The organism is Nitrosospira multiformis ATCC 25196 (assembly GCF_000196355.1).
GTDB classification, from domain to species: domain Bacteria; phylum Pseudomonadota; class Gammaproteobacteria; order Burkholderiales; family Nitrosomonadaceae; genus Nitrosospira; species Nitrosospira multiformis.
On record NC_007614.1, the window covers coordinates 1,652,087 to 1,667,404 of the forward strand.

The following is a 15,318-nucleotide window of genomic DNA, read 5'->3' on the forward strand; positions in this document are numbered from 1 at the left end:
GCAGATCAGGTGGAAAGACCGGTAATATCGGCCCTGTAAATGCTTCCTGAGCTGATTGCCACCCCCATGTCATTTTTTACGACCAGCTTCAGGTAACGGCTGATTGGCAGACCTTGCAGGCTGAAGAGCTTTCGGTGCACGTTCGTGTCATTGCACGGCAATGTGCCGATCCAATGGAGGTCAGCCTCGTTGGTGGCGTCGGTTCCGCTTTCCGGGCCACTCCCGAAATTCACATTATCGAGCGATAGTTTTGCGAATAAAATCAACTGGCGGCTGCCGGTGGGAGTGCCGTTAGGGTCGCATTCAATCTCTAAAGTAATATCCAACGGGATAGCAGGTCCGAGATCAATGGCGGACGAAGTTATGTAGGTGCCACTTGCCAGCGTTCCCATATTGAGCACGACGTTGCGCGCGCTCTGCGCTTGGGTAAATGTTGCCATTGTTTGATATCTGGAATATCGCCAGGAGTTGAGTTAGGTGGGTTGGGAACTCGTGTAGGTCAGGCTTGGGAAATTGACTGTATTGCCGCTCGTTACCACCTGATCGGTGGTTTCATCGGTCACCAGCAATACCTTGCTCACGTTGTCCGTGAATGCAATGTGAAGATCCGGCGCGCTGCCCGAATTGGCCGAGGCTGTGCCACTGCGTGCCGCGACTGTCAGCACGCGGGCTGCGCCATCGGCACCTGACAATGCATAATCTCCGGGCGCCATTGCAACCGCACAAATTGCATTAGCATTAACGGTTGCATAACTGTCAGCAAAGGAATATGCCTTTAACAGCAGCATGCGGCCCGCATTGTTTTTTATCGCATTCAATCCACCATCCAGCACATCGGAATGAACATACTTCGCCATACAAAATTCCTTTTCTTATAGTCAAAAAAAAACCGCCCGAACAGGGGCGGCTCGCGTTTGGGCGACAAAATCAGGAAGAAAAAACTGCTTGAAATATCTTTACCGGCCCGAGAACACTCCCTGGAGTGCCGTGATCTGCTTGGGTTTCCAGGGCCATTCCGAGAGTTAGTTTTCGGCGCTGGTTAAACCCGGGCAAGGCTTGAAAGCCCCGCCCGGTGTGCAAATTCGGCTGGCGACAGGTCATTGAGAGTCGAGTGAGGTCGACTCTCGTTGTAGTCCCGTCGCCAGTCTTCGATGATCGTTTTGGCCTCTTCCAGCGTTTCAAACCAGTGCAAGTTAAGACACTCGTCCCGGAATGATCCGTTAAACGTCTCGATGTGGCAATTGTCCGTCGGCTTTCCTGGCCGGCTGAAGTCGATCCGTGCCTGGTGATGGTACGCCCAGAGATCGAGCAACTGCCCCGAGAATTCGCTGCCATTATCGACAAAAAGATATTGAGGAGGACCCCGCCGCGGCCAGTCGATTTAACGTAGCGACCACATGGTCGCTTCGCAGACGCTGACCCACTTCGATTGCCAATGCTTCCTTGCTGAAGACATCCACAATCGTCAGCGTACGGAACTTCATCCCGTTGGCCAGTTGGTCCGCCACAAAGTCCATGCTCCATGCTTCATTGGGTTTGGTCGGCTTGATCTTCGCCTGGCGTCTCACGACCATCTTGCGGCGCCTGGGCAGCTTTGAGCGAAGCTGTAGCTGCTCTTCGCTATAAAGCCGATACATCTGGTTTTTACCCAGCTGCCAGCCTTCACGCTTGAGAAGCACGTGGATGCGCCGGTAACCATAACGCACCCGTGTCTTTGCAATCTCCCGCATACGCCCTCGCAACGCCTGCTTCGGATCCTTGATGCTCCGATAGTACTGGACGCTGCGCGATTGCTTCATCAACCTGCAGGCCCGCCGCATGTTCAGGTCATGGTGGCTCACGATGTAGTCCACCACTTCGCGTTTCAGCGCGGGCCGGGCCACTTTTTTGATGCAACGTCCTGCAGGATCGCCCGGTCCAGGCTCAAGTCGGCTACCAGCTTCTTGAGCCGCCCATTCTCTTCCTGCAACTGCTTGAGCTCCCGCACCTGGTCCGACTGCATCCCGGCGTACTGCTTCTTCCAACGGTAGAACGTCTGTTCCGAGATTCCCACCTGCCGGATCAGATCCGCCACCGGCATCCCAAGCTCCGCCTGCTTTAATACCGCTACGATCTGTTCTATTGAAAACCGCTTCTTCTTCATGGCAAACACCCCTCCTTTCAAGGTCAAGTTTGCCGAAAAACTCACTTTCTGTCTGGTCCTGAATTCCTAAAGCAGATCAGCCGACCCCGCCGTTCGAGCCTTATGGTAGCTATGCCTGCTTCAATCCATCCATTGTTTCAGCCAGGACGACGCTGTTTACCTTCACATTGCCGGATAGCACAAACTCTACGTTATCGGCCTTATAGCCACCGGGAAGCCGAAATGCCCTGTTATTCTTGACCTGTTTGGTAAATTTCGGCACGCCATCGCTCCATAATTGAAATTGCAGAGAATCTATGGATAAAAGGGGAATATCCTGAGTCGCATCACCCCCGATCTCGTATTCACCGAGGCATGTATCTGCCAGTCCGTCATCCATGGAATAAGAACTGATCAATGTCTGGTTGGCAGCGATAGTCTCCTTATAGGAGGATTGCGCCGCTGCTCTTTCTTCTTCCGTCATTTTAAAATCGGCATCGATCTTCCCCGCACCATAATTAACCGGTGACGCAGTAACGAACCGTTTGCTTTTCCACTCATAGAAAAGCTTAGTTCCCGTATCCCCTTCCCATTCGTAGATTTTCTTGTTTGTGGCGATGTAGAGCTTGCCGGTGATGGGATCCGTCCAGATGCAACTGATGTTCTGGTTGATTTTTGTAAAGGATGCATCCTCCGCCTTATCGATCACGAACATCAGGGAGCTGTCGCCAGCCGAATAGCCGCAGTAATAGCGGTTATCGGCAGAGGTCGCGATAAAGGTATCGGGGTTTAGTTCGGACCACTCCTTCTGGGTAAACAAATCTTTTGTGACAATATCGCTGCTTGTCCCGATCATTACCATCCCTTGCGGAGCGGGATACCCGATGCCAAATGCAAAATTCGCTACTCCTCGTTTCGACATGCAGGGCCACGCCACTCCCAGCTTCTCCATTCCTCCGCCCATGGTTACGGGCTCAACGCCGGTCAGGGTGAAGGGATTGCCCCTGGTCATGCCGACGAGTGTGGTTCCCATTGCAGCGATGGCTACAATTTCCTGGTCGTATGTTTGCCGATACGAAGTGGGCCAGGCATAAGGTTTGAACGGTTCCGAGAAAAGCACCTCATTGCCCGCGAATGCTGCGGCAATTCCATTCGCAAGTACAACGATGCCTCTCATGTTTGCCGGGGGCATTTCCCAGTTTGTGGAGGGCAATGTTTCTCCCAGCGCAATAACCGTGTCAGGGACAGTATCGCTGTAGTTTTTTGTAATCCCGGAAAGTGTTGCGACATAGCGATATTCGGTCCCTGACGACGTGGTAAGCGTCCGGTAGATGCGCTTGTTCATCCCCCCGGTATTATGTGGAGCCTGCCGCTCCCACCTCCCACCTCCGGCGTAGAGCTGGTCTGTAGAAAGGGATATGGCCACCTTTTTGGTTACCGGATCCACGCTCATCAGAATGAATCGACCGTTCAAGTCAGTCATGCCCGACACCGATTCAAACTGGATTTCCTCGTGCGCTCTTAAACCGAAGACGGTATCAAGGCTGATTTCCATTTGCCCGGCAACTGGAGAATTCCTGGAAACAGCAGTAATTGCCCCGGAATTGGGGGGTGCTGCGTCCAGATTTGAAATCATCCAGGTTGCATCTATCTTTCCGCTGGTCACTATCGAAGCGGGGGAAGGTTGCGACTCTTCCCCCCATTGCGTGACAAATGTATATACATAGGCACGGGAAGTCGCTACTCCGCTGCCACCCGACGCGCTCACCAGCGGTTCGCTGACCGGGGGTGTAACCCCAAGTACATAGCAGGCGGACGGATGAGCATTGGCGCCCGCTGTTGCCATTTCAAAGTTGGAAGTGCGCGGCTCCCCGTCGCCCGTGTAGTAGAATCGCTGAAGCGTATCCCCTGCAACAGGCGAACGGGCTACATCGACATCCCTGCTCCAGGCGAGCCACTTTTCGCTCCCATCCTTTTCCATCCTGAACATCGACCGGATTTCTCCATCGATCTGGGGGGAAAAAACAAGTAGCGGCGCGTTTCGGGGCCGCAAGTCGCCTGCGGCAAGGTTGCAATTGGTCGCCGTCTGCGCCTGGTTCGAGCTGAGCAAGTGCTTTGCCAGCCGCGGAACAAGCCCGGAGAATCCGGAAATCCTGAATGCGCTCACCCTGCCAGATCTCCGGTTCCGGGAGAGCTATCCTGCTGCAGATCAGTTACTCGTCCCTCGCATAATGCCCGTTCCTTGGCACGCCGCTTCACGAGCCCCGGCAGTACTTTTTTACCGGGGCCATATTTGAATGCCTCTATGCGCGCACACGCTTCCGCATACCGTCCGGCATTGAGCAGGTCGATAAGATTAGGGGGTCTTCCAGGTAAGGCTTTTCGGCAGAATGCAGCGACACCGATGTTATAAGCGAGGCTCACATACGCCTCATACTCGTGCTGATATAGAGGCACAGTCACGCAGCGTCTGACTCCAGCCGCATAAACCCCCTCGATTTCATCCAGCAACCGGATCAAAGACCTCTCGGGGGTTGTCCTGTCCCCCATTTTCACGCCCATGGTCGTACCAAACCCGATGGTGGGGACATCCCCGCGCAAAGGGATGTATGCTTCATCCTTATACCCCTCGTTCACCGCGATTCCAACCAGTGTTGACGCAGCCACCACCAATAATGCTACAGCGGACCTGCCTTGGCTAAACAATGGCTTACTCATCTTTCGATTCCTCGTGTTCCATGTTCATTTGTGCTTATCGGTATGCAGGCGTCAGGGAAGGGTTTCTGTGATGCAATCCAGTTTCGCCTTTATGGTCTCCTTTACATTGCCTGCATTCAGTGCGGCGCACGAGGATATTTCCGGAATGGGAGATGCCGGCTTGGATTTTGGCTTCGAGACCTCCACGGGATTCATCGATGTTTGCGGTTTTACCGTCGAAACGTGGGGGTCCACGGGGGTTTCGTTCGTCAGCGGGGGTTTGTTCGTCACCGCCGGTTCATTCGTCGCCAGGGGCGTAAGCATGGTGCACGACGCCAGAAGGGAGGCTCCCAGCAAATACCTCATGCCTTTCTCCCCCTAGCCCATTTCTCGATGATTCTGTCGAGCTTGTCATTGAATTCCTTCATCGTTTCACGCTGCTCGGCTCTCACCGATTTGAGTTCCTCATCGAGGCGTTCATTGGTTCTTTCCTGATACAGCTCTCCTCGTTTCAGCGTCGCGATATCATTTTGCACCGTGTTGTACGTGGCTACGCCAGATGCAACCAAACCCGCCACTGCAATAATTCCACCGAAGGATAATGTGTAGGTGGATGGTCCACGCCGCCTCTCGACCCTGTTCGCGATCTCTTGGTCGCCTTCATCTTCTGCCATGATCAGGACAAACCCCATAAAACTATTGCGAACACAACCGCACCCAGCAATATTGGAGCGGTCCATTTCGATTCCTTCAGCTTTTCCAATAAACCGTCTGCGCGGACTTCAGCTGCGGCACGTTGACTTTCCACTTCTTCCTGGATGGCTTTGATGCGCTTGCGTTGAAACATGGTCACAATAATTCCTCCTAGGATGGTGAATAAAAAAGCCCGTTCGGGCAAAAAAAAAGCGGCTATGCCGCATCTTGTTCAAAAAATTTCGATCATGTTTACCACTTGATGTCATCCAGTTGCTGCCGAGTAGGAAAATCGCCAAGCGCAGCAACCCTCTCCTGTAATCTCTGCCTCTTGCCCGTCAGTTGACCATGCACTCTCGCAAATGCAGCAGCCTTGGCGATAATTTTGCCCGCAAGATCTGCCTTATTCATATTTCGAGCATCAGCAGCGCTGTCCAGCCAGGGAGTATGGGCTTGAGGATTCGAAAACCATGCTTTTGCTTCCCCTTCCTGTAATGCCCAGCTTTTGACTTCTTCCTCTGGATAAGCTGCTGTCAATTCCCTTATGTCGGACTGGTAAGCAGCGTTGATGCGGGCGACAGCCGCTGCTTTCATTTGATCCGGACCCGGTGCAGTTAACACGGTGATTTGTTCTGATGGCGCGGTTTTCCATAGATCCACAAATGGTTGAAACTCTGCCATGTTTGTGAGCAGCGTATTTGCAGTATCGTCATACTCTATATGGCCGCTTGTATCGTTCCACTGCACAGCGCGCACATTGGCCCTCAACGAGGACAAATCGATTCGCCTGAATACCCCATCGATTCCAACCACGCTGTCGTCCCGAATGATTGTCACTCGCATATCTCGCTCTGCTCCAATAAACCGTTACCCTGGACCTTCCTGTTGGCCATGTGCGCCGCCACGAGCAGCACTTGTTGCGTTTTCTCGCTGTGCTTCACCATCTCATTACGGAAAGATTCCGTAGCTGCAGCGCCCTTGCGGGATTCGTTGGCAGTGTTGATCATCAACGTGGGCAGCCAGCCTATAGCGCACCCCCATGAATCGGTTTCCTGTCCCGTATTGGTATTTACCCCGCGCACCTGCACATACCATGGACATCGATAAAGGACGGGTTTGCTGTCCTCGATCTTAAGCTCTTCACATTTTGCCTCCAGCGGACAATTCGCTATGCGTATTTCCATCAATCCTTACTCGCTATGATTATGTCGATGTATTGCACGGCAAGGTTGATGGCCGTGCCGGTAAAAATATGGCTGTGGGAGCCACCACCCCCTGTGCCGGCATCTGTAATTGGCATCCCGGTAATAATTCCACCTCCTCCACCGCTGGGGTTAGCCCCTCCGCCTGATGTCCCATATACACTCAAACTATGCGTATGCGCCGGTATCTGCGCCGAAGTCAATGTCGTCGCACTGTTCCAACCCGAAACTGCCTGCGACGTGAAGGCTGACGTGAACGCGACTGACCCCCCCGAACCGCCACCGGCACTTCCTACAACACGCAGCGCCTTATTGTGATGCGTCGTGACCTGAGTCCAGCCTGTCGGGGCCGTCGCCTGAAAAAATGACATAACGGTTCCAGGGGGAATGAGGCTCGCAGGCGCAGCGCCTAGAGTCTCTCTTGCGGTCGCTGCATTATCATCATCCAGCAAGCTCCGGATATAGGAACTCAGATTCGCCAATGCAGCTGTGCCTGGTCCAGTAAAATACGCCATCTTATCGGCTGACGTTTCCAGGCCGCCAAGCGCCTGGAGATTTGGATTTGCAAGAGATTCCTGCAAGGCGATGTTGGTCACGCCGGCAACGAAATAATCGCCTGCTGCCCAGGTACGGGGAGCCGTACCGTCCAGTCCTCGTCCTCCTTGCGCGATGGTTAAGCTGTCGCTGGTACGTGCCTCGATTTTCACGATTTCCCGGTTGCCGGAAGCATCCTTGAATATCCCATAAAAATAATCGCCGATGCCGGGCGATGGAAAGAGAACGCCCTTTCCGGCCTCTATTGTGAAGCTCAATCCCGTTGTTCCGCTCGGGGCAGAACTGATAATGGCCTTGCCAAAATTCGAGAACTTGAGTCCCATGTTTTATCCTCGTCTCAGGATCGCAGTCTGAAGGGGAGCTCTGGCATAGCTTCTGGCTACTCTCATGCCTGCTGCTGCCGTTTTGATAATGAACTGTTGCTGGTGATAGGGGGCTAGCTGGATATTGGTATAGGGTTTTTTAGGTGACAGCATTAGCCGCCCCATCGCGCCGTGAGTGATGGCTTCGCGGTATTCGTGGAATAACTCGTCATCAATCCCTGCACTGGTGGCCGAAGGTTTTAACGCGACCCTTATTGCCAATACTCCGTTACTATCGGGAGTTGGAATCAGGGTCAGCGAAGATGGACCACCAAGCACATACCGCGGTTTGCCAGTTTGGCGGCTCCAGATCGTGATGTTCTTCTCGCAGGCAAAAGGCTCTATTTCTTCTCCATCCAGCACTGCATTTATGATGGCATGAATTTCCGTGCCTTCAGGTGGAGAAAAGGAATACTCTGCAATGCCCCCCATTACCAGGACAGGCTGATGCTTGGTTTGCCAAGCCAGGGATTGCTCACAAAACGCCACAGAAGATTGGCGCAACGCACTGTCGGCTGCCGCAGCAGGACACTCAGGCAAATCTGGCATAAGCAGATCATAAAAATCGCTCCAGAATTTCATGGATGCGCCTCCAAGCCGAACAACTGCATGAAGAGTGCGGCACGGCCGGAATTGACGTGCTCATCGTCGGACATTTCTGCTCTGGCCGTAACATAATCCGCTACTGTCTGGAGGTATATAGGCGGTAATGGAAAAGCATCATCCAAGGCGCGTTCCCCATCAGGCAGGTTGTTGAAGCTGCCTATGAACAGATCCGGTCGCCGTTTGAGTATCTGCAGCATCCCCTGATTGGCAAAGGACAATAATACGGTGTCCGCATAACGCGTCTTGTCGTCATCATTGAGCGGAATGCGAGCCAGCTCGACAATTGAGTGATATGATAATGGCATCAGTCCGGCATCTCGTTCTTGGAAAACAGGGCAATCACTTTATGCCGTATCGTTCCCTCGCTTTGGCGCTTGTCCAGTCGTTCGTTGTATTTGCGCTCGGCAAACTCGAGCAGTGCTTTTTTACCCATGGAATGAAAGTCGATCACCGGCAGGGGTTCTTCAACCGGTTTCTCTGCTTGCGCCAGCCCGATTGGCACAACGTTATCCAGCGTCTCATCGTGGAGGCGCACCCAGGTGTCGGGGTAAACGAGCAGCCTCTCGGAAACTTCAGCGCTTACATTCCGCACTTGACCCGGTTCCCAGCGCAATCCCACTCCATTGATGCTGTCAATCTTGATGCCGGCGGCAATATATTTGACTTTTGGCATATGCAATCCTCAATAAAAAGGCGATTCCCAGAAGCTGGGAATCGCTTTTGACTTCCTGATTACTGCTTGTTTTTACTTGATGCCTGTCGCCTCGCCCGTGACGATTGCAGTGATATTGCCCGAAGCAAATGCAGTGGCGGGTGCGGTTACAGTCAGGATGACGTAGACATCTTTTTCGAATTTGATGGGTTGAAATCTCAGGTCGGTAAGACCCACACCGGATAAAATCGTTGTAGCAGCGGAAAAATAATCATCATCCTCGACAGGACCTTGCCCGGCGTCGACCGGGGTATAGCCGATTTTTACAGCAAACGTGGTGCCGCTTGTATCCAGATCGTCATTTACTATCCGTAACGCCGTAACACTCATGCCAGCCGGAATTCTGACGGGACGATAGATGCTTCCGGCCACCCCTGACGAGGGCGTTGCTGTCCCATAAACCACTGCGGCATTGCCATAGTTGCCCATGGGCATCGCTTTGCTGTTCAGATCGGGTGCGCTAAAAGTAGCCATTTATATCTCTCGAAAAAGTGAGGATCGAAAGCGGGCATTAAAACTCCGCTTTCACTGTATCAAACTGGTTAAAAGGGATTAAAGCGGCACAGCCGAGTCAACCGCAATCACACCAAAGTCGGTGGGTACCCTGAAACCTGTTCCATCGTCGATAGAGAAACGGGTTTTCGCTTTGCCGCAAACCTTCTCACCCATCACTTCCAGGTTACTTTCAAAGTTATACCAATGCTCCTTCCATCCGAACTGCATTCCGCTGACCCTGGTTTTGCCATAAGCGACCCCCAGTGCTTGTGCGCCTAATAATAATCCGCGCTCGATCGCGTACCCGGCAGTCAACGCTCCATTGACAGCCTGATCGGTTTCTGTGGCAGTTGTCGCGTTTGCTGCGGTGACTATCTTTGTGCTTTCCCCAGGCATAAAACGGATCGCACGCTCATTCTTGATCACCAGAATGCCATTCCACATCCCAACCTCACCGGCAAACAGGGGGTGGCGCTCGTCAAAATATGCCGCCCGATTGATGGCATTCTGCTGGAAAGCACGTAACGAACCTTCGGTCAAAAGGAGCGAATACTGATTGGGTGTGGCGAGAAATACCCACATCTTGGAAGTCTGAGCGGCTCGGTCCCCTGCCAGTTTGACGGATTGCAATGGCTGATCCATGTCATCAAGCCTCTTCCGCAGCAGATCCAGATGCGACAAGCGCAGGGCGTCCGTTGAAACGACGGATCCCAACTGCTGTCCCCCTGAAGTCAGATTGGCGCCGTTCACTACAAAATGACGATTATAGGTAGGGGCCTTCACGGGATTCACCATGATGGAACTGAAGTTCGGCGCGCTTTGAAGCGGTACTGTCCAGTCCGAACCGGTTTGCGAACCGCGTGCTCCTGCAAGATGCACCAGGGTTTCCTGAGCGTCGAGACGGGGGAAATAACCTGACAATTGCGCCAGGGCAATTTCCCGCAACTGATGCTTGGTGCGTTGCTGCGACATGCTGCCACCGGCATCGATAACCTTACTGGATAGATCGATCTTGATCTCCATCGAGGAAAACGAAAGCGCGCTGCCCCGTCCTTCACGATTGACGTCGCCCATCAATGGTTCACCGCCCACCGTATCGACCAGATCGAGCGATACGACATCGCCAGCACTTTTCATTAAATTATCGATTCGCACGATAGGCATGCCCGGATTTGTTTGACCGGCAATTTTCTGCATTGCTACTGAAGGCTCGACCGGGCCCACAAGACTGTCAATCGCTGTGGATCCTTTGAGCGTGTTGGCGAAGAGCGCCGCGCTATAATGTTTGACTGCCAGTGAACTTCCGCTTGCTACGTTTGTTTCAGCCATTTAATCAATAATCCTTAATCAAGTTCGGCTCTCAGGGCTGCCGCCTGATGCGTGGGCATCTTCATCAGCTTCTGAGCAAGTTCAAATGGGCTCAGACTCTCAAGTTGCTCACGTTCAGAGGCTGGATTTGCTCCACCCTGAATATCCGATAGAGTTACAGGCTTCCTCACCGGGGCTGCCTCAAGCTTGGCTTGCAAATCCGCTTTCATCATTCCCGGATCGGGTTTCTTTTTTGGAGTGGAGGCCTCGGGCATGATTGCCCTGACACGCCGGACAACCTCCTGGAACCGTTCCGCATAAGGCTTTCCTGCCCACTTTGTATTGGTTCTCAGAATTTCATCCTGCTTGAGTGCTTCTTCCCACGCGTCAGCGTCATTACTTTCCCAATGCGCGAGATCAGGATTATTGTCTTTTGCCTCTGCGACTTGCTCTGCAGTACTCAGCTGGTTTCTGCGCTCGGATTCCTCTTTTTCGCGCTCCAACTCCCGCAGTGTTTGCTCCAGCTTTTCGCCTTGCTTCCGGCTTCCCTCAAGCAGCGCGCTGAGTACCTGATGAAGTTGAGGCATTTCTTCTTTCAGAGCCTCCAGATGTATCTTGAGTTTTTCATCCAGCGCACCGGTCTCTACTTCCTTTGCTTCCTCTTTCCGTATCAGGAATTCATCGAGTTTGCCTTGGGCGGATTTTAGCTGCTCACGCAGCGCCGAGTTCTCTACCCGCAATTCCTTGTGCTTCTGGTAGGGAATGGTCCCCTTGCCGCTTTTATTCAGAACGACAGGCTCATCTTCACTTTTATCCCCGCCCGCCTTGCCGGGCATGTCGTCGTTAACGGGGGAGCTGGATTTCTCCGTTTCCTTTTCCTCAGATGCTTCCTGCCTGCCTAGAATTTCTGCAAGCTTGTTCGGGTCGCTTTCCAATATTTCGATTTGTTCCGGCGTAAGATTTGCGATTTGCTCATCCGTAAGCTGATCCACTTTCATCTTTCCTCCAAACTACTTAACCCAGTGAGCGGGCCTGCCTTGAGCAGGGTTCAAAAAAACCCCTGAACAACACAAGAAGTGCATTGATCAGAGGTTTCCAGGACTACTACTGCAATACTGCCGCTAGCGTTCGCATGAAAGCCAGTAAAAAACCGCCACTGTTTCCAGAGGCGGCTCGATAGAGTCCGATTGAAACATTATTTCTGCAGCATTTTTAAGGGCGACACTGGCACTTCCCCCATAACCGCCGGAAAACTTTCGTTGCCAGTCCATTGCCTGGCGTTCCGCACCCACATTCTCACCATGTCATAGTCCTGAGTAAGCGTTCTTGGCCCCACCTTGAAGTAAGGACCAGTTGCGTCCTCATAAGCCGTGGGCACGTTGTATTCCCCGAAAATCTTCATGCGGTCCAGATAAACCTCGCGCCAGCCGGTAGCGTTTGTTTGTAGATTTGCGCGAATCGTGACGTTATGCCACTTGCCTTTTTCCACCTTCCTTGCTGCTACAATCCTTCCGGTTGAAGTTACTGCCGGAAGCGTAGTCGCGGGGACGGCCACAAAAAGCGTTTCCTGGTCGACAATGCGCAAACCGATATTGACGTGCTTGACAGTCAATTCTTCGCCTGGGTCTGGTGTCGGATACCACGATCCAAGTCCCGAGAAATTGTTTGTGGTCCATGAAGGATCGATCATGAAATCCAGCGAGGACCAGCATTCGCCGGAATTAGGAAATGCAGGAAAACTGACTTCGGTTCTGTGACCGAAATTTGTTTCTGTATCTGGGCCGTACAGGGTCAGGCGTGCCGCTCTATCCACAATCTCGATACGATCCCTCATTCCGTCAAGCATCTTATTTCCGGGCCCCTCGACGCCATTTGCCTGTAAATACGTACCGGCGAAATCGACATCGAGAGGAAAATTGAATAACTGAGTCATCAGAACGCGCTCCTCAAAATGGGATTGCCCGGATTCGAGCGAAGCTGCTGAAAAACACTCGTCAGAGTTTTCACGGAGGGCATGGGATAGCTGGCGGGCAGCCTGAGTATTACCAAAGCCCTCGTAGCCGTTGCGATGCCCGAACTGGATCTGGCAGGCGCAGGGTACGATGTGCCGATATTGAAGGTGTTGGAATTGCGTGTATCTATCCCGCCGGTTAGCGGAGTATATGAGCCTTCAGAGAGTGAATACTCCTCGTCCACCCATATGCCGTGCTGCCCCCCCTGCCCACCCCCGCTTATGGCTATGCCAAAACTGTGCAAGCCGCCGGAAATGCTCTTGTGCCCATTTGAAGAGTAAACTTCGGTGGCACCTGACAGTACGAAACCGACACGTCCATTTGTTTGCAGTAAAATGTTAATCCCCCGTTGTCCTGGAGACGTACCATAACCATCGCCCATCATCGGGGTAGGGATTGTTTCTGCCGTAACCTTGCCAAGCCACCAGATAATCAGCTTCTCGCCACCTGCATAGTCATAGTTCAGATTGGGAATGCGCAATACGGAATCGGTTGCGCCAGTTGCCGGGTCAACCGTGGACGCATAGCCGGAATTCGGCGTCCAGAGTTGCGCGACCGACAGGTTCACGCCCCGCGAAGCATGGTTTATTCCTGTCAGATCGTAAAATTTCTCGTCGTCTGCAACCTGCTTTCCCGTGAAGCCGTGAAAGTGGTAATAAGGATGGAATCCGTCGGGATCGTAAGCTTCAGCACTCTCCAGTGTTATCAGAATGTCCTCAACACTTTTATCGAAGGATGCAACAGTTCCCTTCCCGTAAAGATATCCTGATAAAGTTGTGTTGCCCAGAAATCGAATCATATATTTGCCCTTTCTGTTTATCCAAATAAAAAAGCCGCCCCTGTTTCCAGAGGCGGCTCAATAGAGTGCGATTGAAACATTATTGCCGCAGCATTCTCGAGGGCGACACTGGCGCTTCCCTCATCACCGTCGAGAAACTTTCATTGCCAGTCCATTGCCTGGCGTTCCGTACCCACATTCTCACCTTGTCATAATCCTGGACGAGCGTTCTCGGTCCCATCTTGAAGCTGGGACCAGTCGCGTCCTCATAAGCCGTGGGCACGTTGTATTCCCCGAAAATCTTCACGCGGTCCAGATAAACCTCGCGCCACCCAACAGCAGTTGTTTGCAGATTTACTCTGATTGTTACATTATGCCACCGTCCTTGTTGTATCTTGGCAATTGCAACTGTCTTGCCCGTACTACTTACAGCAGGCAATACCGCTGCAGGGACATTCACAAAGAGCGTATCTCTATTCACGAGACGCAAACCGATATTGACGTGCTTGACAGTCAATTCTTCGCCTGGGTCTGGTGTCGGATACCACGATCCAAGTCCCGAGAAATTGTTTGTGGTCCATGAAGGATCGATCATGAAATCTACCGAGGACCAGCATTCGCCGGAATTAGGGAATGTTCCGAGCTGTATTTCGGTTCTATAGCCGTAGTTTGTTTGCCGGTCCGTACCGTACAACGTTGTTCTGGCTGCTCCGTTTATGATCTCAAGTCGATCGGAAATTCCGCTCAGCATCTTATTTCCCGGGCCCTCGACGCCATTTGCCTGTAAATACGTACCGGCGAAATCGACATCGAGAGGAAAATTGAATAACTGAGTCATCAGAACGCGCTCCTCAAAATGGGATTGCCCGGATTCGAGCGAAGCTGCTGAAAAACACTCGTCAGGGTTCCCACGGAGGGCATGGGATAGCTGGCGGGCAGCCTGAGTATTACCAAAGCCCTCGTAGCCGTTGCGATGCCCGAACTGGATCTGGCAGGCGCAGGGTACGATGTGCCGATATTGAAGGTGTTGGAATTGCGTGTATCTATCCCGCCGGTTAGCGGAGTATATGAGCCTTCAGAGAGTGAATACTCCTCGTCCACCCATATGCCGTGCTGCCCCCCCTGCCCACCCCCGCTTATGGCTATGCCAAAACTGTGCAAGCCGCCGGAAATGCTCTTGTGCCCATTTGAAGAGTAAACTTCGGTGGCACCCGACAGTACGAAACCGACACGTCCGTTTGTATATAATGCGATACGAATGCCTCCCTGTCCCGGGGACGTACCGTAACCATCGCCCATCATCCGGGCGGGGATTGTTTCTGCCGTAACCTTGCCAAGCCACCAGATAATCAGCTTCTCGCCACCTGCATAGTCATAGTTCAGATTGGGAATGCGCAATACGGAATCGGTTGCGCCAGTTGCCGGGTCAACCGTGGACGCATAGCCGGAATTCGGCGTCCAGAGTTGCGCGACCGACAGGTTCACGCCCCGCGAAGCATGGTTTATTCCTGTCAGATCGTAAAATTTCTCGTCATCTGCAACCTGGTTTCCCGCGAAGCCGTGAAAGTGGTAATAAGGATGGAATCCGTCGGGATCGTAAGCTTCAGCACTCTCCAGTGTTATCAGAATGTCCTCAACACTTTTATCGAAGGATGCAACAGTTCCCTTCCCGTAAAGATATCCTGATAAAGTTGTGTTGCCCAGAAATCGAATCATATTTGCCCTTTCCGTTTATCCAAATATTAAATGGTTCTCTACCCGAAACGCCTTTGTTTA

General features: G+C 52.5%; 19 protein-coding genes and 1 pseudogene. 1 reads left to right on the forward strand and 19 read right to left on the reverse strand.

From position 1 onward, the window contains the following. Window positions 1–5: 5 nt before the first annotated feature. From NMUL_RS07570 to NMUL_RS07595, 5 genes and pseudogenes are all read right to left on the reverse strand, one after another. Complete coding sequence (locus tag NMUL_RS07570; RefSeq protein ID WP_011380775.1) at window positions 6–440, reverse strand: hypothetical protein; 435 nt, start codon at window positions 438–440, stop codon at window positions 6–8. A gap of 33 nt (window positions 441–473) precedes the next feature. Continuing rightward, complete coding sequence (locus NMUL_RS07575) at window positions 474–857, reverse strand: hypothetical protein (protein WP_011380776.1); 384 nt, start codon at window positions 855–857, stop codon at window positions 474–476. 182 nt (window positions 858–1,039) lie between these two features. Next, a pseudogene (locus NMUL_RS07580) lies at window positions 1,040–2,143 on the reverse strand (IS3 family transposase). Window positions 2,144–2,252: 109 nt separating this feature from the next. Next, the gene (locus NMUL_RS07590) at window positions 2,253–4,289 is read right to left on the reverse strand and encodes a hypothetical protein (RefSeq protein ID WP_011380780.1); all 2,037 of its coding nucleotides are present in this window, start codon (window positions 4,287–4,289) and stop codon (window positions 2,253–2,255) included. Then, the gene (locus tag NMUL_RS07595; protein ID WP_011380781.1) at window positions 4,286–4,840 is read right to left on the reverse strand and encodes a lysozyme; all 555 of its coding nucleotides are present in this window, start codon (window positions 4,838–4,840) and stop codon (window positions 4,286–4,288) included. Before NMUL_RS07595 ends, NMUL_RS07590 begins: the two co-directional genes overlap by 4 nt. 70 nt (window positions 4,841–4,910) lie before the next feature. Here NMUL_RS07595 and NMUL_RS07600 point away from each other — a divergent pair, with 70 nt between their 5' ends. Continuing rightward, complete coding sequence (locus NMUL_RS07600; protein ID WP_041352460.1) at window positions 4,911–5,201, forward strand: hypothetical protein; 291 nt, start codon at window positions 4,911–4,913, stop codon at window positions 5,199–5,201. Here NMUL_RS07600 and NMUL_RS07605 read toward each other — a convergent pair. From NMUL_RS07605 to NMUL_RS07670, 14 genes are all read right to left on the reverse strand, one after another. Then, a complete protein-coding gene (locus tag NMUL_RS07605; protein WP_011380782.1) occupies window positions 5,182–5,559 on the reverse strand; it encodes a hypothetical protein in 378 nt (125 codons plus the stop codon). The two genes, NMUL_RS07600 and NMUL_RS07605, sit on opposite strands and share 20 nt — an antisense overlap. Window positions 5,560–5,764: 205 nt before the next feature. Further along, on the reverse strand, window positions 5,765–6,355 hold the full coding sequence (locus NMUL_RS14935) for a hypothetical protein (protein WP_011380783.1): 591 nt from the start codon (window positions 6,353–6,355) through the stop codon (window positions 5,765–5,767). After that, window positions 6,346–6,696 carry a hypothetical protein gene (locus tag NMUL_RS16080; protein WP_011380784.1) on the reverse strand — a complete coding sequence of 117 codons (351 nt, stop codon included), beginning with the start codon at window positions 6,694–6,696 and terminating at the stop codon, window positions 6,346–6,348. Before NMUL_RS16080 ends, NMUL_RS14935 begins: the two co-directional genes overlap by 10 nt. After that, window positions 6,696–7,592, reverse strand: coding sequence for a hypothetical protein (locus NMUL_RS07620; RefSeq protein ID WP_011380785.1), 897 nt, complete (start codon window positions 7,590–7,592; stop codon window positions 6,696–6,698). Before NMUL_RS07620 ends, NMUL_RS16080 begins: the two co-directional genes overlap by 1 nt. Before the next feature lie 3 nt (window positions 7,593–7,595). Then, the gene (locus tag NMUL_RS07625) at window positions 7,596–8,213 is read right to left on the reverse strand and encodes a phage adaptor protein (protein WP_011380786.1); all 618 of its coding nucleotides are present in this window, start codon (window positions 8,211–8,213) and stop codon (window positions 7,596–7,598) included. Continuing rightward, window positions 8,210–8,542: a hypothetical protein gene (locus NMUL_RS07630; protein ID WP_011380787.1), complete on the reverse strand. Its 333-nt coding sequence runs from the start codon at window positions 8,540–8,542 to the stop codon at window positions 8,210–8,212. Before NMUL_RS07630 ends, NMUL_RS07625 begins: the two co-directional genes overlap by 4 nt. Next, the gene (locus NMUL_RS07635) at window positions 8,542–8,910 is read right to left on the reverse strand and encodes a hypothetical protein (protein ID WP_011380788.1); all 369 of its coding nucleotides are present in this window, start codon (window positions 8,908–8,910) and stop codon (window positions 8,542–8,544) included. Before NMUL_RS07635 ends, NMUL_RS07630 begins: the two co-directional genes overlap by 1 nt. A 72-nt stretch (window positions 8,911–8,982) precedes the next feature. After that, a complete protein-coding gene (locus NMUL_RS07640; RefSeq protein WP_011380789.1) occupies window positions 8,983–9,423 on the reverse strand; it encodes a hypothetical protein in 441 nt (146 codons plus the stop codon). 78 nt (window positions 9,424–9,501) lie between these two features. Further along, the gene (locus NMUL_RS07645) at window positions 9,502–10,773 is read right to left on the reverse strand and encodes a phage capsid family protein (RefSeq protein ID WP_011380790.1); all 1,272 of its coding nucleotides are present in this window, start codon (window positions 10,771–10,773) and stop codon (window positions 9,502–9,504) included. Window positions 10,774–10,787: 14 nt separating this feature from the next. Further along, window positions 10,788–11,750 (reverse strand): hypothetical protein, encoded by a 963-nt coding sequence (locus tag NMUL_RS07650; protein ID WP_011380791.1) that lies wholly within the window; start codon window positions 11,748–11,750, stop codon window positions 10,788–10,790. Window positions 11,751–11,947: 197 nt separating this feature from the next. Next, on the reverse strand, window positions 11,948–12,685 hold the full coding sequence (locus NMUL_RS07655; RefSeq protein ID WP_011380792.1) for a heparin lyase I family protein: 738 nt from the start codon (window positions 12,683–12,685) through the stop codon (window positions 11,948–11,950). Continuing rightward, window positions 12,685–13,563 (reverse strand): hypothetical protein, encoded by an 879-nt coding sequence (locus tag NMUL_RS07660; protein WP_011380793.1) that lies wholly within the window; start codon window positions 13,561–13,563, stop codon window positions 12,685–12,687. The genes NMUL_RS07655 and NMUL_RS07660 overlap by 1 nt, the downstream gene beginning before the upstream one ends. Window positions 13,564–13,642: 79 nt before the next feature. Continuing rightward, window positions 13,643–14,380, reverse strand: a complete 738-nt coding sequence (locus tag NMUL_RS07665) for a heparin lyase I family protein (protein ID WP_011380794.1) — start codon at window positions 14,378–14,380, stop codon at window positions 13,643–13,645. Further along, window positions 14,380–15,258 (reverse strand): hypothetical protein, encoded by an 879-nt coding sequence (locus NMUL_RS07670; RefSeq protein WP_011380795.1) that lies wholly within the window; start codon window positions 15,256–15,258, stop codon window positions 14,380–14,382. The genes NMUL_RS07665 and NMUL_RS07670 overlap by 1 nt, the downstream gene beginning before the upstream one ends. Window positions 15,259–15,318 lie beyond the last annotated feature (60 nt).